Annotated in this window: 16 protein-coding genes; 12 read left to right on the forward strand and 4 right to left on the reverse strand. The window is 55.6% G+C overall.

Annotated elements, in window-relative coordinates:
• Positions 1-90 precede the first annotated feature (90 nt).
• The 5 genes from BN8_RS15740 to BN8_RS15760 all read left to right on the forward strand — a co-directional run bounded on the left by BN8_RS15740 (position 91) and on the right by BN8_RS15760 (position 6073).
• On the forward strand, positions 91-942 hold the full coding sequence (locus BN8_RS15740; RefSeq protein WP_009282898.1) for a CPBP family intramembrane glutamic endopeptidase: 852 nt from the start codon (positions 91-93) through the stop codon (positions 940-942).
• A 53-nt stretch (positions 943-995) separates the two neighbouring features.
• Positions 996-2114, forward strand: coding sequence for a sensor histidine kinase (locus tag BN8_RS31840; RefSeq protein WP_009282899.1), 1119 nt, complete (start codon positions 996-998; stop codon positions 2112-2114).
• A gap of 203 nt (positions 2115-2317) precedes the next feature.
• Positions 2318-2893: a hypothetical protein gene (locus BN8_RS15750; RefSeq protein WP_009282900.1), complete on the forward strand. Its 576-nt coding sequence runs from the start codon at positions 2318-2320 to the stop codon at positions 2891-2893.
• A 29-nt stretch (positions 2894-2922) separates the two neighbouring features.
• Positions 2923-3459, forward strand: coding sequence for a hypothetical protein (locus BN8_RS15755; RefSeq protein WP_009282901.1), 537 nt, complete (start codon positions 2923-2925; stop codon positions 3457-3459).
• 112 nt (positions 3460-3571) lie between these two features.
• On the forward strand, positions 3572-6073 hold the full coding sequence (locus BN8_RS15760; protein WP_009282902.1) for an alpha/beta fold hydrolase: 2502 nt from the start codon (positions 3572-3574) through the stop codon (positions 6071-6073).
• Between the two features lie 94 nt (positions 6074-6167).
• Here the strand turns inward: BN8_RS15760 and BN8_RS15765 are convergent, their stop codons facing one another.
• Positions 6168-8408, reverse strand: a complete 2241-nt coding sequence (locus tag BN8_RS15765) for a T9SS type A sorting domain-containing protein (RefSeq protein WP_192579058.1) — start codon at positions 8406-8408, stop codon at positions 6168-6170.
• Positions 8409-8655: 247 nt separating this feature from the next.
• The gene (locus BN8_RS15775; protein ID WP_009282904.1) at positions 8656-9150 is read right to left on the reverse strand and encodes a hypothetical protein; all 495 of its coding nucleotides are present in this window, start codon (positions 9148-9150) and stop codon (positions 8656-8658) included.
• 95 nt (positions 9151-9245) lie between these two features.
• On the opposite strand from BN8_RS15775, the gene BN8_RS31845 reads away from it, so the two are divergent.
• The 7 genes from BN8_RS31845 to BN8_RS15810 all read left to right on the forward strand — a co-directional run bounded on the left by BN8_RS31845 (position 9246) and on the right by BN8_RS15810 (position 17769).
• Complete coding sequence (locus BN8_RS31845) at positions 9246-9533, forward strand: DUF2721 domain-containing protein (RefSeq protein ID WP_083882507.1); 288 nt, start codon at positions 9246-9248, stop codon at positions 9531-9533.
• A gap of 106 nt (positions 9534-9639) precedes the next feature.
• Complete coding sequence (locus BN8_RS15785) at positions 9640-12246, forward strand: DUF11 domain-containing protein (RefSeq protein WP_009282906.1); 2607 nt, start codon at positions 9640-9642, stop codon at positions 12244-12246.
• A gap of 94 nt (positions 12247-12340) precedes the next feature.
• The gene (locus tag BN8_RS15790; RefSeq protein ID WP_040005864.1) at positions 12341-13075 is read left to right on the forward strand and encodes a proteasome-type protease; all 735 of its coding nucleotides are present in this window, start codon (positions 12341-12343) and stop codon (positions 13073-13075) included.
• Between the two features lie 27 nt (positions 13076-13102).
• Positions 13103-13960: a transglutaminase family protein gene (locus tag BN8_RS15795; protein ID WP_009282908.1), complete on the forward strand. Its 858-nt coding sequence runs from the start codon at positions 13103-13105 to the stop codon at positions 13958-13960.
• A 177-nt stretch (positions 13961-14137) separates the two neighbouring features.
• Positions 14138-15547 carry a phosphoglucosamine mutase gene (gene glmM, locus BN8_RS15800; RefSeq protein WP_040005865.1) on the forward strand — a complete coding sequence of 470 codons (1410 nt, stop codon included), beginning with the start codon at positions 14138-14140 and terminating at the stop codon, positions 15545-15547.
• Between the two features lie 68 nt (positions 15548-15615).
• On the forward strand, positions 15616-16698 hold the full coding sequence (locus tag BN8_RS15805; protein ID WP_009282910.1) for a DUF3592 domain-containing protein: 1083 nt from the start codon (positions 15616-15618) through the stop codon (positions 16696-16698).
• 81 nt (positions 16699-16779) lie between these two features.
• Positions 16780-17769: a glycoside hydrolase family 43 protein gene (locus BN8_RS15810; protein WP_040005866.1), complete on the forward strand. Its 990-nt coding sequence runs from the start codon at positions 16780-16782 to the stop codon at positions 17767-17769.
• A 124-nt stretch (positions 17770-17893) separates the two neighbouring features.
• On the opposite strand, the gene BN8_RS15815 is transcribed toward BN8_RS15810, so the two are convergent.
• On the reverse strand, positions 17894-18244 hold the full coding sequence (locus BN8_RS15815; protein WP_009282912.1) for a VOC family protein: 351 nt from the start codon (positions 18242-18244) through the stop codon (positions 17894-17896).
• An 88-nt stretch (positions 18245-18332) separates the two neighbouring features.
• Positions 18333-19088 (reverse strand): helix-turn-helix domain-containing protein, encoded by a 756-nt coding sequence (locus BN8_RS15820; RefSeq protein WP_009282913.1) that lies wholly within the window; start codon positions 19086-19088, stop codon positions 18333-18335.
• Positions 19089-19198: the final 110 nt, after the last annotated feature.

A 19198-nucleotide genomic window follows, 5' to 3' on the forward strand; every position in this document is an offset into this window, starting at 1 on the left:
CTCCTGCTCCTGATCCCACTTTGTTGATCCAGCAGCCGGAAGCCGTTAGTTTTGGTCTGTCAGTACTAATTCCTTGAACGAACCGGCTTTATGGAACCTACTTCATACACAATGACAACCGAATGGTCAACTGGAGGAGCTAATCCTGCGTATCCGTCGCTGCGGCAGGCCTGGTGGCTGATTATCGTCCTGTTTCTGTGGCAGATTCCGCTTTCCATTCCCATTGGGGCGCTGACTTATTTTTCGAAGGAGAACAACTGGGATCTCTACGGTCTGCCCGAGCTGGTTGTCTACGTAGCGGCCTTTGCCCTGACGATCCGGTACGGACTCCGCAAACGCGGCAATTTTCAACTGGCTCTGGCCCCGGTTAAGGCCATTACCTTTCCGGTGGTTGCCATCGGCACGGTCACGCTCGGCCTGCTGATCGAACCGCTGACCTCTGCCCTGCCCACACCTACCTGGATGCAGCAAATGCTGGAAGAGCTGTTCTCCAAAGACCTGATCTGGTCGGCGGTGCTGGCGGCTCCCGTTGTTGAAGAAATCCTGCTCCGGGGTATTATTCTGGACGGTTTTCTGAAGCGGTACAGCCCCACCAAAGCCATTGTCTGGTCGGCGGCTATTTTTGGCATCATGCACCTGAATCCCGTCCAGACGGTCGGTGCCTTCATTCTGGGGCTTGCGCTGGGCTGGCTTTATTACCGGACGCGGTCGCTGTGGCCCTGCATATTTCTGCACTTCATCAACAACTCCATTGGTTCGCTGGGTCTGCTGTTCGAGGAGAATCTGGACATGAGCCGCAACTACACCCGGCAATGGATCGGCAACGACCCGCTGTACATGGGTGTACTGATTGGAGCCGCCCTGATTACGTTTGGCTGTTACCTGTTTCTAAACCGACTGCTGCCGACCCAGACGGCTGGCCGTGATAAGCTAAGTCATTGACTAACCGCACATAGCAAACTACGCCATATCTTCCGGCATCCATCTCGTCACCTATGAACGTCAGCCTGCCTGTTGTCAAAACTACCTTCTGGCCCGCCGTCCGACAGCGGCTCCTCAGCCGGGAGATACGGTTGTTTGGCATACACCTGGCTATCTGGCTGGTTTATGACCTCATTCAGTCGTACGTATTGCTGTACTGGATTCCTATTGACCCGCAGCGGGCCGAGCTGATCCCAATCTATAAATACCGCAACGACTTGTGGGCACACGCCCGCATAACCCTCGTTGCCAGTACGATCTATCTGCTCACCGTCCACGGCAACTACGCCATCTTTAAACGCCTGCTTCGGCGGGATAGCTTCGGCCCAATCATCGCGTTCGTAGGTATTGAAATTTTTTACTTCTTCCTGCTGTCGGTTCTGGTTGGCTTCTACTACGGGTATACCGGTCTGAAGCTGGAAAATGGCATTGTTTTTTCGGTAATCGCGTTCTGCTGGCTTTATGCGCTGCTTTTTGCGGGCATTCGGGCCTACCGTAATTCGCGCCGAAACCAGCGATTGTTATACCAGCAAAAAATGGAAGCAGAGGTGGCCGCCCTGAAAGCGCAGGTGAATCCGCACTTCCTCTTCAACGCCCTGAACAACCTGTATGGAATGGCCCTGTCGGGCGACAGCGAACGTACGGCCGCCGGTATTGAGCAGCTCTCGAGCGTAATGCGCCATATGGTCGAAGAGTCACGTCGCGACCGCACACCCATCCGGAAAGAGATCCGCTTCCTCGAAGACACTGTCGACCTGCACCGGATGCGGCTGCCCCTGCGCGATACCATTCGGGTCAGCTCGGTAATGGAGTGGGATGAAGAACCAACGCCCAGTGGTCGCCCGGCCGAAATTGCTCCGCTGCTGCTGGTCTCGTTTATCGAAAATGCCTTCAAATATGGGATCAGCATGGATCAGCCCTGTTTTGTCGATATTCGGCTGACGGTTCGGCATGGTCATGTGCTGTTTCGCTGCCAGAACAGTATCATTTCCCAGAACCGGCTCGAAAGCAGCACGGGTACCGGTATCAGCAACGTTCGGCAACGGCTGGCTCTGATTTACCCGAACCGTCATCAACTGGCCATTACCGATCAGGACAGCGTGTTTGATGTTCGGCTGGCGATCGATTTATAAGTCGTTCGGCCTCCCCTTCTTTCCCCCTACATTGGTTTGATCACCCCGCGACTCAGTCGTTGGATTCGCCAACTCACGCAGTCTAAGCGACGAGTCGGTCGGTACGTCGTTTGTGTCCGCAGACCGATGCGCTTGCTTTGCATCATCACCCTGGCGCAGCCCCCAACTCCTGCCCGGTATGTAAGCAAACAACAACTACGACAATGAACAACAAGACCCTGGGTATTCTGGCAATGCTGGGTGCCCCCTTCATGGCCATCGGCGTATACGTCGAAAGCCAGTACAAACCCCTGGCCGACTCCTGGTGGACGGGTGCATGGGGTATCCTCTACATTACGGCCTGGATGGGCAGCATGATCGCCCTCATTCGCCTTGGAGTAGCCGGCAACAGCCGGTTCGGGCGGGTTTTTCCGCTAATTGTACTCGGTACGCTGACCATCGCGAACGTATCAAATGTCTGGCAACTGGTCGCTCCGGCCTACAAGCCCGCCCTGTTCTGGGCACTGGATATGGGCTGGCCGCTGAGCAACGTCTTGATGCTGGTTTTCGGCATCGCGGTCATAGCTGCTCATCGGCTGACGGGCTGGCAACGTTTCGTTCCACTACTGTGTGGCCTATGGCTGCCCATGGCCCTAACTACCAAATTCTGGATTCCTACCGAACTGGGCTTTAACCTGACCTCGGCCTACAGCGCCGTTGCGTGGGCCTTGCTGGCCCTGGTGGTTCTGACGACCCGCCGGCTCAAGCAACCCCTATTGTCTCCTCTTCCGCGCTTATAACCTCATTTTTTAACAACAAAAACTCAATCATGAAGAAGCACCTGTTTACCGTATTCGCCCTGCTGTCGCTGTCCATCGCCTGCACAACCGACAATTCAGGCAAAATCGACCCAGCCATTCAAAGTAACGTACCAACCGAAGCGACCGGCAAATGGATGTGGGGTACGTTTTCACTGAGCAATTTCTGGGGCTACGACGGCACCTACCAGGGCAAGCCGTTCGAGCAGGCTTTCGTGCTGGATTTTAAAGCTAACGGCGAGTTTGAAGAATACGTCATCAACTCGGCCAGCAGCTACAACTGCCGCACGGAAGCATTTACGTACATCAAAGGTAAAGTGAAGTTCAACGAAGACCAGCAGTCGTTTACGCTCACTCCGCAGAGCGGCAACTACCGGGGCTTTTACTCGTGTTACCCCAAAAACAACTTCAAGCGCGATGCCAAAGCCAGCGAATTGAAGGTCACGACGTATTATTATGACGTCGTGACGAACCAGGGCCAGAAACAGATGGTGCTACGTGACAGCCCGAACGACTCCCAGGGGATGACAATGAAATGGTCGAACTAACTGGTCGGCCGACCGATGCAGCCGGGTTGATGAGCGACTTGCAGAAAACGCTCATCAACCCTTTCATTTTTATCGCTATTTTTATGGTTTGTTTCGTCTCATCTAAGCCGTAATGAACTACCTGTCACCACTGCTGACGGTTCTGCTGGTCGGTCGGGTACTAGCCCAGCCTTCACCCCAGTCCGTGCGGAAACCGGCCGATCTCCCGCCCGCACTTACCATCGAAAAAATCATGCAGGACCCCAAAGTCTGGATTGGCACCTCGCCGTCCAATCCGTTCTGGTCCGACGATTCACAAACGATCTACTTTAGCTGGAACCCCGAGAAAGCCAAGGGCGATTCGCTGTACAAGGTCACGCTGGCTAAAGACGGCAAACCCGGTCAGCCTGTTAAGGTCGCGCCCGCCGAGCGTCGGGCCGTTCCGCCGGCAGCCGGCGCCTACAACCGTGCCCGTACCCTACGCTTGTACGAAAAGCAGGGCGACCTGTTCCTGATCGATGTCAAAACCAGCCGCGTCCGGCGACTGACCAATACGGTCGACACCGAAGCGGACCCACGCTTTTCGGGAGATGAACAAAGCGTAGTCTTTCGGCGGGGTGGCTCCAATCTGTTCCAGATGCATCTGCAAACGGGCGAGCTAAGTCAGCTCACCGACTTCCGGCAGGGCAACAAAAAAGCGGAGCCCAAAGCTAATGATGAAGAGAAATTTCTGAAGCAGGACCAGCTCCGGATGTTCGAGGTACTTAAGGAGCGTAAAGACAAACGCGACGAAGCGGAGCGCATCAGCAAAGCCGACCGCCCAAAGCGCCCGAAAGAGATCTACCTCGAAGACAGACAACTGTTTAACCCGCAGCTTAGCCCTAACGGCCGTTTCGTAACGTACCGGCTGGCAAAAAATCCGACGGCTGCTAAAACCGCCCAGGTACCCAACTACGTAACCGAGACCGGATATACCGAAGATATTGCGGCCCGCACAAAGGTGGGTGCCCCCCTGGCGGCCCAGGAGTTTTTTGTGTACGATATTGAGAAGGATACCGTGCGGGCGGTCAGCGTAAAGGCTATTCCGGGTATCAACGATAAGCCCGACTACGCCAAGGCAACCGCTGGCACCGGACAGCCAGCCGTGGGCACCAAACGGGATTCTACCCGGTCCGGGGTCGCGAAAGCTGATACGGCGAAGAAAAATACGACACGGCCGGTGGTCATCAACGGCCCGGTCTGGTCTGACGACGGTAAGCAGTGCGTGGTAGTCGTTCGGTCGCTCGACAACAAAGACCGCTGGATTATGCGGCTGGACCCCGAAACACTGAAGCTGACGCTCCTGGACCGCCAGCGCGACGAAGCCTGGATTGGAGGACCAGGGATGGGCTTTACGTACGCCACCGGCAACATGAATTTCCTGAGCGATAACCAGACGATCTGGTATCAGTCGGAGGCCGACGGGTATTCGCACATCTACACCATTAACGTACTGACGGGCGAAAAAAAGCAACTGACCAAAGGGAAATTTGAAGTCCAGCAGGTAATTCTGTCGAAAGACAAGACCCATTTCTTCCTGCAAACCAACGAAGTACACCCTGGCGAACAGCATTTTTACCGGATGGCCGTAACGGGTGGGCCACGTGTTCGTTTGACCACCATGACCGGCGCGAACGACGTAACCCTGTCGCCGGACGAAACCAGACTCGCCATTCGCTACTCATCCGGCAACCAGCCCTGGGAGCTTTACCTATCCGAGCTCAGCCCCACGTTACTGGCCAGCCGTAAAGCCGAAACCGTACCGCTGGTAAGCACCCGTCCGGCAATCAAGCTAACCAACTCCCTTACCGAGGAATTTAAAGCGTATGCGTGGCGGGACCCCGCCTTGGTTACCATTCCCGCCCGCGACAGCCAGACGATCTACGGGCGTCTGTACAAACCGGCCAATCCTAACGGCAAAGCCGTCGTATTCGTGCACGGAGCCGGTTACCTGCAAAACGCCCACAAGTGGTGGAGCCAGTATTTTCGGGAGTACATGTTCCACAACCTGCTGGCCGACAAGGGGTATACCGTACTGGACATCGACTACCGGGCCAGCGCTGGTTACGGCCGCGACTGGCGGACGGGTATCTACCGCCACATGGGCGGTAAGGACCTCGACGACCATGTGGATGCGGCCCGCTGGCTGGTACAGAACCACGGCGTCGATTCGAAGCGGATTGGCATATACGGCGGTTCGTATGGGGGTTTCATTACATTAATGGCCCTGTTTACTCAGCCCGATGTGTTTAAAGCCGGTGCGGCTCTGCGCCCCGTTACAGACTGGGCGGCTTACAACCACCCCTACACGGCCAATATCCTCAACGAACCCCAGTCTGATTCGCTGGCGTACCGCCGATCATCGCCCATTTACTTTGCTGATGGCCTGAAAGGTCACCTATTGATCTGCCACGGCATGGTGGATGTTAACGTGCATTACCAGGACGTTGTACGGCTGGCGCAGCGACTGATCGAACTTCGGAAAGAAAACTGGGAACTGGCTTCGTACCCCGTTGAAGATCACGGCTTTGTGGAGCCAACAAGCTGGATGGACGAGTATAAGCGCATCCTGAAACTGTTTGAAGAAAAGTTATAAGAAGAGGGAGGAAAGGAGGAAGGGGAGGAAAGGAGAAGAGGGATAGTAGTTGCCCCCTTTTCTACTTTCCTCCCCTTCCTCCTTTCCTCCCTCTCTATTGTACCATCACGCGCAGCATCGACTGCCGTTGTCCGGCTTCGGCTTTGATCAGATACATTCCGGCGGGCAGGTTCGGCAAGGCCCAGTCGACCTGCTGTTTCCCACTAAAAGCGGGGATATTCTTCTGACTTACACTGCGTCCCGATAGATCGACCATCTGGAGCTTTACCGCTGAGCGTTGTACCTGATTGATTTCCACCTGTAACCGTTCCGACGTTACCGGGTTAGGATACACCCGAATGGCCAGTTCCGTAACCGGCTCAGGAGCCGCTGTCAGCACAAACTGGAACGGATCCGATTGGGGTGATGGGCAACCATTCCGCGTTACAATTACGTAATACAGACCGCTGGCAAAGGGGGTCAGTGTGGGCAACGTAGCAGCGGGCAACGGCCGGGCGGCCGTGGTGTCAGTCCGGTAATACCACTGAATACCGGTCGTATCGTTGACCGTCAGCGAACTGCCGCTGAGCGTAACAACTGGTTTTGGTGGCTGCGGGAAGATCGACCGGATCGTTACCGTTGCTGGTGTCGACTGGCAACGATTGCTGTCAAGGACCGTGATGGTATATACACCTTCGGCCAGTCCCGTCTGCGATCCAGTGCGGCTGGTCAGCGTATCCCGCCGTTCGGTCTGCCAGAAAAATGTGTATGGCCCCCGACCACCCGTCGGCAGCACGACCGCTTCGCCATCACGCCGACCCGGACAGGTTACGTCTCGGGTCCGGCTGGGCGCTACCGTTACGGGCGATGCGTTCGCTACGGTTACGTCGAGGGAATCGGCGCAACCGGCCTCGTCAATAATCTTGAACTTATACGTACCGGGCCCAAGACCTGTGAACTGGCTGCTGGCCTGGATGGGCCGGCCGGGCAGGTTATACTGGCGAAGCGTTCCAGCGCCACCCTCGCTGGCCAGGATCACCGAGCCTGTAGGGCAGTTACAGCAGGCAGCCGGCACCGTAGCCGCCCGCGCCCGCAGGGTCGGGGAGCTGGTGACCGATACCGGCGTCGTCGCCAGGCAACCGTTGGCGTCCCGGGCCGTCACGGTATATGATCCGGCTCCTACGTTTCGGAATATGCTCTCCCCCTGGAACGACTGCGATGTATTAAGCTGATACTGGAACGGCGATGCTCCACCTGTTGTCGTCACGCTGATCGAACCACTGGTTGTGCCAAAGCAGTTGGTTGGAATGGACGTTGCCCGCACCACCAGCGGAGCCGGTTGCTCAACCCGAACGGTTGTTTTAGGGCTGATACAGCCGATAGCATCCCGGATCGTGAACTCATACGTATTGGCCCCCAGGTTCGTAAATGTGTTGCTGGTCTGGAAAGCACCGTTGCCGAGCTGATACTGATACGGACCGGTTCCACCCGCTACGGTCAGGCTGACGGTACCATCGGCAGAACCAACGCAACTGGCCAGTTTAACTCCCGGTTTCACGTCGAACGGAGCCGGCCCACCGATGAAGGCGTTCAGACTGACCGTACACCCAATCCGGTCTGTTGCCGTAACGAAATAGTTGGTATTGGCTCTCAGGTCAAAAAACACACCGCTTTCCTGGTAAGGCCCCCCGTTGATCTGATACCGGAAGCCGCCGTTTCCGCCGGTTGCCGTACTGACGATTCCCCCATCTGAACCGCCCGGGCATTTGGCAGCCACGGCTTGCAGCACTAACGAAATAGATTCGGGCTGCGAGATCTGCACGTTTGTCTGGGCCGTACAGCCGACTGCATCCCGGACAACACCCGGGTACACGCCATCACGCAAGCCCGTAAACGTCGGCGATGCCTGAAACGCGCTGCTACCCAGTTGGTACTGATACGGTGCCGTTCCGCCCGCTGCCGCCAGCACGGCAATACCATTGGCACCACCCGCGCAGGTTACGGGCGTGGTCGTTGCGGTAATTGTAACTCGGGGATTTACGGTTATTCGGGCCGGCGATGCGTTGGTGTTGGCAGAACCCTCGTTGTTGGTAACCTGAACCGTGTAGTCGCCGGCATTGGCCGTCGTTATGTTGGCCAACACTAATGAACTCGATGTTGCTGATGAAATTGCCTGGCCATTACGAAACCACGCATATGTTACGTTGGTGCCGGTTGCGGTTACGGAGAGCGACACAGTGGAGCCTTCACAGGCAGAAGCAGATCTTGGCGCTACGGTGATAACGGGGGGAGCCAGTACGTTGTCGGAAGGTTCGGAAGCGGCCTGTACCGGCTCAACACCTGCTACCATAGCCATCCCGACAAGCATAAAAAAACACACGGACCAACTCCTCGACCGAAAAGAAAAGGGTAAATATTTTTTCATGAATCTGGTGATAAGATATGCAAGCAAAGTTATTGGTTTACGTCATGTATGCTATAGCTTCAGGTTATGGCAGCTTTAAATTTTCATCATACGTCCACTTTTATTATTGAATAGCCTTAAAACACAAAAGGTCTGCTTGATGAAGCAGACCTTTTGTGCCATACGTATTGAGGAAATCCTAGTAGAACAAGCCCCAGTCGTCGGGCGCATCGTTATCTTTATCGAAGCTGTTCACCCAATCAACAAACAGGACACGGAACTGCTCGATTTCTTCACGCAGCAGGTTCAGATAGGCCGGATTAGCGAGTTTCTCGGCCTTACAGTATGAGGTCTGAGCCAGCAGCTCCCGGGCGTGCATCTTAATGATGACGGCATTTTCCATCCGCAGGGTATACAGATCACCCCCTTCGGCACCCACAATTTTTGGGGCCAGCATCATGGCATTGGCCAGCATCTGTTCATGCATCATCAGCACATCGTCTTCCTTATTGAACGTGTCAACGATAGCCTGCGTCAGCTCCATCAACTCCTTGGCTTTCCGAAGAATAGGCAGATTGTTGATCCGCCGATTTTCTGCTTCCATCTCCCGACGTGCCTCTTCCGGGTCATAGTCCTCATCGAACCCATCCCAGTCCATGTAACTGTCGTCGTCATCGTCGTCGTCAAAGTTCATCGGTATTTGGTCGAAAGGGGTTTTGGCCTTAAGCAATACAAATCAACACAAACGTTTGGCAAAAACAAACGTTTAGCACTGAAAATATGCCTGTTATGGAGCTGACCGTTAGCACACCCGCTCTCTTATTCTCCACTATCTTCCTCTCAATGATTGCATTCACCAACCGGTTTCTGACGCTGTCGAGTTTGACCCGCGGCCTGCACGAAAAATTCTGCGTTAATCCTGATACGGTGTACGTGGCCCAGATTCAGAACCTGCACCGGCGACTCATTCTGATCCGTAACGTACGAATCCTGAGCGATATGGAAAACAACTGGGCAACCGCAGTCTTGGACTATTTTCGTTACGTTCCCGACATTCCAGCCACAAGGACGATATAAAATAAATAATTAATAAATAACGCAAAATGGTAACCGTTTACTCAAGATAAAGCTATATTTGGCTATAATCCCCGCTACCACCTGAGGTAGGGCAGCTTTATCTACTATGCTTTTTTGTACTTACCGACCGATTACAGCCTTTTTAGCTACCCTATTGGCCTGGCTGACGGCCTTTCAGGCACTGGCTCAGATCGACGTTACGTATCCGACGAACCGGATGGTCGTGCAACGCGACAACAACAACCAGGCAACCGTTCAGGTGGCAGGTAGCTTCTCGCAGGGCATTGATCGGGTCGAAGCCCGCGTGGTAGCCCGGGCTGCCGGACAGGGCACCAGCACTGACTGGGCTTCCATCCAGGTCAATCCGATCAACGGTCAGTTCAATGGCAATCTGGTGATAAAAGGCGGCTGGTACCAGCTCGAAGTACGTGGTCTGCGCAACGGGCAGGTTGTCGGCACGGACGTAGTCGAACGGTTCGGCGTCGGTGAGGTATTTGCCATCTTAGGGCATTCCAACGCCCAGGGTAGTAGTTGTTATATTGACGGGGTCGACTATTGCCCCACCCGCGAAGGCGCTTCCGACGACCGCGTAACGATTGTGCCGCTGCACACCGACACACCGGATGGCGCAGCTACGTTTTACCAGTACGAACTCACCGCCGACACGCGTTATCTGCCCGGTCTGGCGTTCGAAAAATTGCTTCAATACAATGGTCCTTCACCTTTTTCGAAAGTAGCGTGGCTCTGGGGCCGCATGGGCGATGTGCTGACCCAGCGGATTAATGTTCCGGTCCTTATCTACAACGCCGGATTTGGCGGCTCCAACATGGAGCACGTCTACAAATCGGCCTATGACATTCCGTTTGAGCATGGTTTCATCCGGTACGATCTCCGGATGCCCTACGTGAATCTGCGCAACCTGATGAATCTCTACGTACCGTCAACGGGACTGCGGGCGGTGCTGATTCACCACGGCGAAAACGACCGCGGCAATCCCACCGACCTGATCGTTACACACCATTACGGCGTTATTGACAAGACTCGCCAGGAGTTTAACCAGCCGAATCTGGGCTTCATCGTCGCCCTGTCGTCGTTTGTGTACGGTCCGTTCGATAACGTCCGGCAGGCACAGTCACAGGTGATCAATCGGGCCAACTACAATACGTATCAGGGGCCCGACATTGACCAGATCACTTCGCGCGAAGATCGGCCGGACGGTCTGCACTTTTCCCCTGCCGGACAGGCCAAAGCGGGCGAAATCTGGGCCAACGCCATCACCGACGATATCCTCCGACGCATCCAGCCCATTCTGCCCCAGGCGCAGCCCATGGCCAGTATCGCGTGCGCCCCAACGGGTAACCAGCTCGTTCTGACCCAGCCTGATGGCTACGAATACGCCTGGAGCAACGGCAGCACTGACCGCAGCCAGACGGTAGGAGCCGGAACGTACTCGGCCCGGCTGCGCAACCCACAGAAACGTATTGTCTTTCCGCCCGCGGTAACGGTCCCCGCCGAAGTTCGCCCGGCCACGCCGAGTATCAGCCTCAGCGGCTCAGAAACATTCTGCAAAACGGGGAGCGTGACGCTGACATCCAACTACAACGGGGCTAACCTCTGGAACACCGGTGCCACCACCCAGTCAATCACCATCCCGTCGGCAGGAACGTACACGCTCAAAGCCCGGAACCCGGTATATGGTTGCCTCTCGGATGCCACCACCAGAACGGTGAGTGCGGGCGGAACAGACCTGGCTCTATCCCTGCAGGCCAGCCGTCGGACCCCCGCCGTTGGCGACACCGTTACGTTCTTTCTGACCATCCGGAACGAAGGCGGCTGCGATGCAGGCAACGTAACGGTACAGAACCGGCTACCGGCAAACCTCGCTTTTGTCTCGTCCAGCAACATGACGGCCGCCAATGGTATAGTCAGCGGCACCGTAGCCAACCTGCCGGCGGGCAATTCGATTGTTCGGCGGTACGTGGCCCGGTTAACCGCAGCGGGCAACTACGTCAACGCGGCCGAACTGACGGCTACGTCCGGTCCTGACCCCGACAGCCAGCCGAACTCCGGCACCGGCGATGGCCAGGACGACGCAGCCTCTACCCAGGTACGAACCCTTAGTTCGGAAGCGGCCGGTAACTTTAATTCGCCTAACCCGAACCAGACTCCGCTTCCGGCCGTGCAGAGCAACCAACCCACCCCGGACGCCAATAAAGCCGACCTGAGCCTGGTCATACAGGCCAGCCGATCAACGGTCAAGGTTGGTCAGCCCGTTACGTTTACGCTCACCGTCCGGAACCGGGGGGGGCAGACGGCTACCAATATCACCATCCGCGACGAGCTACCCGCCGGATTGCAATTTTCGTCGTCGGCGTCGGGGATGACGGCCAACGGAACCGTCGTGACCGGGTCCATAGCTCAGCTTGGTGCGGGTCAGGAAGCCAGCCTGTCGTTCGTAGCCAATGTAACCGGGGGCAGCACGCTCGTTAATGCGGCCCAGATCAGCGCAGCCGGCCAGCCCGACCCGGACAGCCAGCCCGGCAACGGCACAACCAACGGCGAAGACGACACCGCGCAGGTCAGCCTGCGCGTAAATGGAGCTTCGTCGGGCGGACGCCTGGCCGCTACCGAAAGCAGCACGCAACCAGCCACTTCGCCCAAACCATCGGCTTCCGTTCAACACCGGTTCATGGGTCAGAAGCCAAATAAATAAGCCTGATTTGCAGAAAAGGATGCATATTGCCGAACAAAGACGGTCGCAAACCGTATATTTGTTCGGCATACAACCTGCATTCCCACTGTACAGGATGACGTATTGTTTAGGCATCAAGGTAGCGTCGGGCTTAGTCGCCATCGCCGACACGCGCCTTACTTCCGGCACTGAGGTTTCCTCAAATCGCAAGATTTCGGTTCATGAAGTCGAAAATCATTCCCTCTTTATTATGACCTCGGGCCTGCGGTCCGTACGCGACAAGGCCATTACATACTTTCGGGAAGTTATCGCCGAGCAGGACCGCTCGTTTAACAAGCTATACAAAGCCGTTAATGCGTTTGGCGAACAGGTCAAGCGGGTAGCGCAGGAAGACAAAGAATCACTTACGGCCAGTGGGTTGAACTTCAACCTGAATGCCATCGTTGGCGGGCAGCTTGAAGACGACGCCGAGCACAAGCTGTATCTGCTGTATCCGGAAGGCAACTGGGTCGAAGTCGATCATGGCGCCCCCTTCAAGATAATTGGCAACTCAGGCTACGGCAAACCCCTGCTGTTCCGGAATCTATCTTACGAAACCAGTCTGCAGGAAGCGCTGAAAATCGGCTTTCTGGCGTTCGATGCCACGCGGGTCAGCGCCAACGACGTCGATTATCCGCTTGATGTGGTCATTTACCCGAAAAACAGCTTCCACATGACCGAATATCGCCTGGAAAAAGACGACATGGATGAAGTGTCGCACCAGTGGAGCGCCCTGCTGAGCAATTCCGTTCGGAAACTTCCGACCTACTGGATGGACCCAATCTTCGAGAAAATGCGTTCGGTCAGGTAGTACAACCTGCCTTTCCTGGCTCTTTCCATGCAGCTCTACGTTCGGCATACCTCAGCATATACCTACGACCAGCCGGTTGGATTAAAGCCCCATACGCTTTACCTCTACCCCCGTCCGTACCCGCATCAGCGGCTGCTTCGCTACGAACTGACCATCGATCCGACGCCTACGCAGATCGTACGCAATGTCGACGTAGAAAGCAACGTGCAGCAGGTCGTTTATTTTGCCGGTCAGACCCAGCACCTGAACGTAACGATGGAAATGGAGATTGAGTCGAGCGAATTTAACTCGCTCAATTTCATTTTTTTTCCGCACGAAGCGCACCGGGTACCATTCGTGTACCCCGAAGCCATCCGGGAACTGCTGCTTCCGTACCTGAGCGGCACTAATCCCAGTGCGCTGGTCGACGAATGGGCGCGGAGTCTGGTTGACGAAGCGAATGGTGATACGGTCGACTTTCTGCTGCGGCTCAACCGGAATATCCGCCAGTTCCGCTATGAAGTTCGTCCCGAAGGCCCTCCGTTTGCACCCGAACATACCCTGGTGAACCGAACGGGTTCCTGCCGTGACTATACGACCCTGTTCATGGCAGCCTGCCGGAGCCTGGGTATTGCCGCCCGGTTTGTGAGCGGCTACCTGTCGGGCAATCCGCAGCAGGAGCATCAGCTTCATGCCTGGGCCGAAGTGTACCTGCCGGGCGCCGGCTGGCGGGGCTTTGACCCAACAGAAAACGAATTAATCGGCAACCGGCATATTTTTCTGACCTCAACGGCCAAGCCCGAACTGGCCGCTCCCATCAGCGGCACGTTTACAGGTAAAGCCCAGTCCACCTTCCGGGCCGAGTTACTGATCAATAACGGGCAGGTGCCTAATTTCAGCCACTAAGTATACTGGCGTTTCCGTTTATATAATCGACAGGGGCTTTGGTTTACAAACGGGGCTATTACCGCTTGTTTTGGCAAACGCAGCCCCAACATCTTTTTTTAAATGGCCTACTGTCGACTGGCTACAGACAGCTATCTTTGCAGGCTAACATCTGGTACACATTCTGAACCCATCAGCGTGGCATTAATTAAGTCTATTTCCGGGATTCGAGGAACGATTGGAGGGCGCAGCGGAGAAGCATTGACGCCCTTGGATGCGGTCAAATTTACGGCGGCTTTCGGGCAGTGGCTCCGGCAGCGAAACGCCCAGAGCAAAACGGTAGTGATCGGCCGCGACGGACGGTTGTCGGGCGATATGATTTCCCGGCTTGTGTCAGCTACGTTACAGGGCATGGGCCTTGATGTAATTGACCTGGGGTTGTCCACAACCCCCACGGTTGAACTGGCTGTTCCGGGCGAAGGCGCTGCGGGAGGTATTATTCTGACCGCCAGCCATAACCCCATTCAATGGAATGCGCTCAAACTGCTGAACGAAGAGGGCGAATTTATTTCGGCCGACGACGGTGCCGACCTGCTGGCTCTTGCAGAAGCCGAGGCATTTGATTTTGCGGAGGTTCGGAAACTGGGCAGCTACCGGCAGGATGCGACCTGGCTTCAGAAGCACATTGACCAGATTCTGGCTCTGCCGCTGGTTGACCGCAACGCCATTGCCGCCCGTAATTTCCGAGTGGTGGTCGATGCCGTTAATTCTACAGGTGGCCTGGCCGTACCGATGCTGCTGGAAGCCCTCGGTGTCGAGCAGATCACGAAACTACATTGCGAACCCACCGGCCAGTTTGCTCACAACCCCGAACCACTGCCCGAAAACCTCCGCGACATCATCAAGGAGATTGAAAAAGGGGGTTCAGATCTGGGAATTGTTGTCGACCCCGACGTTGACCGTCTGGCCCTGATTTGCGAAGATGGTTCGCCGTTTGGAGAAGAATACACCTTGGTCGCCGTGGCTGACTACGTGCTACGAAATCGACCACAGGATGCCCAGCCGGGCAATACGGTATCGAATCTGTCCTCGACGGTGGCCCTGCGCGACGTTACGAAGAAATACGGCGGCCAGCATTTTGCGTCGGCAGTGGGCGAGGTGAACGTAGTGGAGATGATGAAGGACCGACAGGCAGTGATCGGTGGCGAAGGCAATGGCGGTATCATCTACCCCGATTTGCACTACGGCCGCGACGCTCTGGTAGGTATTGCGTTGTTTCTGAGCCATCTGGCCCGTTTCGGTAAGTCGGCATCCATGCTGCGCCGGACGTACCCGAACTACTACATCTCGAAGAACAAGATTGAACTAACCCCCGACATCAACGTGGATGCCGTACTGGAGCGGATTCAGGCGCGGTATGCCCGTAACCCGATCAACACCATTGACGGCGTCAAGATCGAGTTCGATAAAGAGTGGGTGCACCTGCGTAAATCCAACACCGAGCCGATCATCCGGATCTACTCCGAGTCAGATACGCTGGCGACGGCCGAACACCTCGCCGGTAAAATCATTGCGGACATTAAGGAAGTCCTCGCCGAAAAGCGATAAGCCTCATAGCATAGATTCGTAGCGACACGGCCAGCTTACTGTTGTAAGCTGGCCGTGTCCGTTTTACCATGTCTGCTTTCCAGGCGTTTCCGTTCCCTCAACGCTTTTCGACTTACTCGTCAGAATCGTTTATCTTCCGAAGATCATCAGGCGGTTACGTATTCGAAAGCATGGGCCAGCAACTTCTCGACGTATTGAAACGTGTAGTCACGATCTTTGTTCTGCTCCTGCAAATAGCGGTTGTCGGGGCCATAACCTGGTTCCTCTGGATCGTATACAACGATACCAGACTCCAGAGCCGCTTCGAGCGTGAAGGCCGGTCCATCCGGGTGCACATTGACGATGTCAGTTATGCACAGCGTTCCTGGAAGGATTTTCTGGGCAACAGCGTCTACATTACGTTCCACTACAACCAGAACCACTATCAGGCCCGCTACGTACAGGATACGTCTTATGTCAGTCGTGGCGCTTACACTACACTACTCTATCTGGCTGACCTTGATAGCTTCCGGCAGCCAGACCCGGAGCCACCTCACCCCCGAATGCATCGTACCTCACGGTTGGTAAAATGGACCGTTGTAAACGATGTTACGACCGAAAATAAGGTGCTGGGCGGATTGATCGTAGCGGCTTCCGTTCTGTTTTTCCTGAGCGTAAGCCTGATCAACTACCTTGTTCCGGTGCCCCTGCTGCAAACTATCGGTAAAGGTATTGTTGTGGTTGCCTGGGTCGGACTGAGTGTTTTCCTAACGTATGATACCGTTGAGCAGTACAACTACTGGAACCGGCTTCGTTCGGGTGGGCAGCCCGCGCAGGTTACTATTCTCAGCACCGACAAAGTCTCGAAAAGTGGCGGGCGAAGCCGGCATGGACGAAGTTCGTTCAGAACCTATTCGTACCGGGCAACTGTTCGATTTCAACGCCAGGAACGCGTTATAGCAATCAGCGAAGATGATTACGAAACGGCCCGGGCGGGCGATCGCCTGAACGTTGTCTACAACCCGGCTTTGGATGATCTGATGCCGGCTGGGTATTCCCTGCCGATGGATGAGTACCTGGTACCAGTATTTGTCTGGGGTATGCTCCTCGTCGGGCTGTGGCTCTACACCAGCCGGTCGAAGCGGAGGCAAGTATCTGCTGCCAGGGCATAGTAGATTTACCCGATTATGCCTTTTCTTTGTCGTGCTATAACGCCGGAACCGTTCGGCATGTCAACCCATTTATCTGCCCGCATGACTCGCTCCTTTTTCACCCTTTGCCTGTTTGCTATTCTGCTTCCCTTGTCTTTATCCGCTCAGTCAACCGCGTCAAAAGCGACTTCTGGCAATCCGATTTTCCCCGGCTGGTACGCCGATCCGGAAGGTACGATTTTCAAGAAAACCTATTGGGTGTACCCTACGTTCTCGGCACCCTATAACCAGCAGGTGTTCATGGACGCGTTTTCGTCGACCGACCTGATTAACTGGACAAAGCACCAACGTATCATCGACACAACGGCGGTCAAATGGGCTAAGCGCGCCATGTGGGCACCGGCCGTTGTTGAAAAGGCGGGCAAGTATTACCTCTTCTTTGGTGCCAATGACATCCAGAGCAACAAGGAGTTAGGTGGGATTGGCGTGGCCGTGGCCGACAACCCCGCCGGACCGTTCAAAGATCTGTTGGGAAAGCCGCTCATCGGCCAGTTTCACAACGGCGCACAACCCATCGATCAGTTTGTTTTCCGCGATAAAGACGGGCAGTACTACCTCATCTACGGCGGCTGGCGGCACTGCAACATTGCCCGGCTGAAAGACGACTTTACGGGCGTCGTGCCGTTTCCGGATGGGACCACCTTTAAGGAAATTACCCCGCAAGGCTACGTCGAAGGCCCAATCATGTTCATTCGCAACGGTAAGTATTACTTCATGTGGTCGGAGGGCGGCTGGACAGGCCCCAACTATTCGGTCGCCTATGCGGTGGCCGACTCCCCCTTCGGTCCTTTTGAGCGGGTCGGTAAGATTCTGCAACAGGACCCCAAGGTAGCCACCGGCGCCGGCCACCATTCGGTAGTTCAAGTGCCCGGTACCGACGAATGGTACATCTTCTACCACCGGCGACCACTGACCGAAACCGACGGCAACCACCGCGAAACCTGCATCGAACACATGTATTTCGACGAGAACGGCGCGATCAAACCCGTGAAACTGACCGTAGAGGGGGTCAGGAAACGGACGTTGAACTAATACGAGTTTCACCCCAAACCCCTGAAGGGGCTTAGCTCCGCCACTTCAAGATTCTAACATTAGCAACGCTAAGCCCCTTCAGGGGTTTGGGGTGAGACGCAAAAGCTATTCTGAAGGGATATATCTACTCCGACCAGACGGCCAGTTCGTTCCCGTTCGGATCGGTGAAGTGAAACCGTCGGCCACCGGGAAAGGAGAAGATTGCCTGTGTGATCGCTCCGCCCGCGGCCCGTACGGCCGACTCAACCGCTTCGAGGTCAGTCGCGTACATGACGACCAATGGCTGCGTGGCCTTCAGGTCGTCTGCTTTGTAGAAACCGCCGGCTATCCGGCCGTCCGAAAAGCTGGTGTACTCTGGTCCGTAATCCTCAAACTGCCAGCCGAAAACAGTCTGGTAAAAATGCTGGGTGGCGGGTAGGTCAGCCGCCGGAAATTCAATGTAGTCGATACGAAGGTTCTGTTCGGGTGCGCTCATGAACAATGTTGGTTAGTGGCTACAAAGATGCCCAACCCGCCCGACAGTTATTTTGTAAAAATGCGACACAACGCAAAACAGCCCGCAATCAGGCTATAAAATCCGCTCCGAACGTACTTGGCGTAATGCCCGCAAACCCCTTGAACTCCTTCGTCAGGTGGGCATGATCGGTATACCCATTGTCGAACGCCAATCCCATCAGCGAATCGGCCGGTTGGGTTTGCAGCAGGGTCTGCACCTGCCGAAAGCGCAGGATTCGGGCCAGCAGCTTAGGCGACACCCCGACGTATTGCTGATACTGCCGTTCCAGTTGTCGGCGGCTGATACCGATCTGATCGGCCAGTTGATCAATGGACAACTGACCGCGCTGCATTTCCAGTTGCCGAACACTGGCCAGCACGGAAAGAGGAGGGAGTGAGCCCGCAGACAACCGTTTTTGCAACGCCTGATTGACCGTAGCGATGCGGGCCAGCCAATCGTCGGTGTCGCTGAGTTCAGCAAAAAGCCGATCCCCCAACTGCTTCTGCACAAGGGCCAATTCAACCAGCTCATCCGTGAACAGGTGGAGGGGCGTCTGCACAAAAGGAAAGAGACCACCCGGCCTGAAACGTATTCCCAGTACGTCCGCTTCCGGGGCCACCGAGCTCAGCACGGCCCGGGTCATGGTGCCGACCAGCAGCGACCCCGTCGAAACAGCCGACGAATGGCTGAATACATAAAGTACATCCGTACATCCATCGGGCAGTATCCGTGCCGGTTGTGCCACCGGCCGCCCCCGCCGAATCCAGTAGCACTCGACATAAGGCTGCAATGGCAGAGCCGGTAGCACTTCGTAGTAGGTCATCTGTCAGAAAGACGCGAGTTGAGGCCCTAAAATAACAGGTTCTCAGGCAAGTACGAAACAGCCGCTTTCTCAAATGCTCGACCGTTTCCTCAATCGGCCGACCGTTGTGT

It is taken from the genome of Fibrisoma limi BUZ 3, assembly GCF_000296815.2.
Classification (GTDB): Bacteria; Bacteroidota; Bacteroidia; order Cytophagales; family Spirosomataceae; genus Fibrisoma; species Fibrisoma limi.

Bases quoted from the DNA above. Each gene is read 5' to 3' on its own strand.
- BN8_RS15740 (WP_009282898.1), top strand. From the start codon at position 91: ATGGAACCTACTTCATACACAATGACAACCGAATGGTCAACTGGAGGA.
- BN8_RS31840 (WP_009282899.1), top strand. From the start codon at position 996: ATGAACGTCAGCCTGCCTGTTGTCAAAACTACCTTCTGGCCCGCCGTC.
- BN8_RS15750 (WP_009282900.1), top strand. From the start codon at position 2,318: ATGAACAACAAGACCCTGGGTATTCTGGCAATGCTGGGTGCCCCCTTC.
- BN8_RS15755 (WP_009282901.1), top strand. From the start codon at position 2,923: ATGAAGAAGCACCTGTTTACCGTATTCGCCCTGCTGTCGCTGTCCATC.
- BN8_RS15760 (WP_009282902.1), top strand. From the start codon at position 3,572: ATGAACTACCTGTCACCACTGCTGACGGTTCTGCTGGTCGGTCGGGTA.
- BN8_RS15765 (WP_192579058.1), bottom strand. From the start codon at position 8,408: ATGGCTATGGTAGCAGGTGTTGAGCCGGTACAGGCCGCTTCCGAACCT.
- BN8_RS15775 (WP_009282904.1), bottom strand. From the start codon at position 9,150: ATGAACTTTGACGACGACGATGACGACGACAGTTACATGGACTGGGAT.
- BN8_RS31845 (WP_083882507.1), top strand. From the start codon at position 9,246: ATGGAGCTGACCGTTAGCACACCCGCTCTCTTATTCTCCACTATCTTC.
- BN8_RS15785 (WP_009282906.1), top strand. From the start codon at position 9,640: ATGCTTTTTTGTACTTACCGACCGATTACAGCCTTTTTAGCTACCCTA.
- BN8_RS15790 (WP_040005864.1), top strand. From the start codon at position 12,341: ATGACGTATTGTTTAGGCATCAAGGTAGCGTCGGGCTTAGTCGCCATC.
- BN8_RS15795 (WP_009282908.1), top strand. From the start codon at position 13,103: ATGCAGCTCTACGTTCGGCATACCTCAGCATATACCTACGACCAGCCG.
- BN8_RS15805 (WP_009282910.1), top strand. From the start codon at position 15,616: ATGTCTGCTTTCCAGGCGTTTCCGTTCCCTCAACGCTTTTCGACTTAC.
- BN8_RS15810 (WP_040005866.1), top strand. From the start codon at position 16,780: ATGACTCGCTCCTTTTTCACCCTTTGCCTGTTTGCTATTCTGCTTCCC.
- BN8_RS15815 (WP_009282912.1), bottom strand. From the start codon at position 18,244: ATGAGCGCACCCGAACAGAACCTTCGTATCGACTACATTGAATTTCCG.
- BN8_RS15820 (WP_009282913.1), bottom strand. From the start codon at position 19,088: ATGACCTACTACGAAGTGCTACCGGCTCTGCCATTGCAGCCTTATGTC.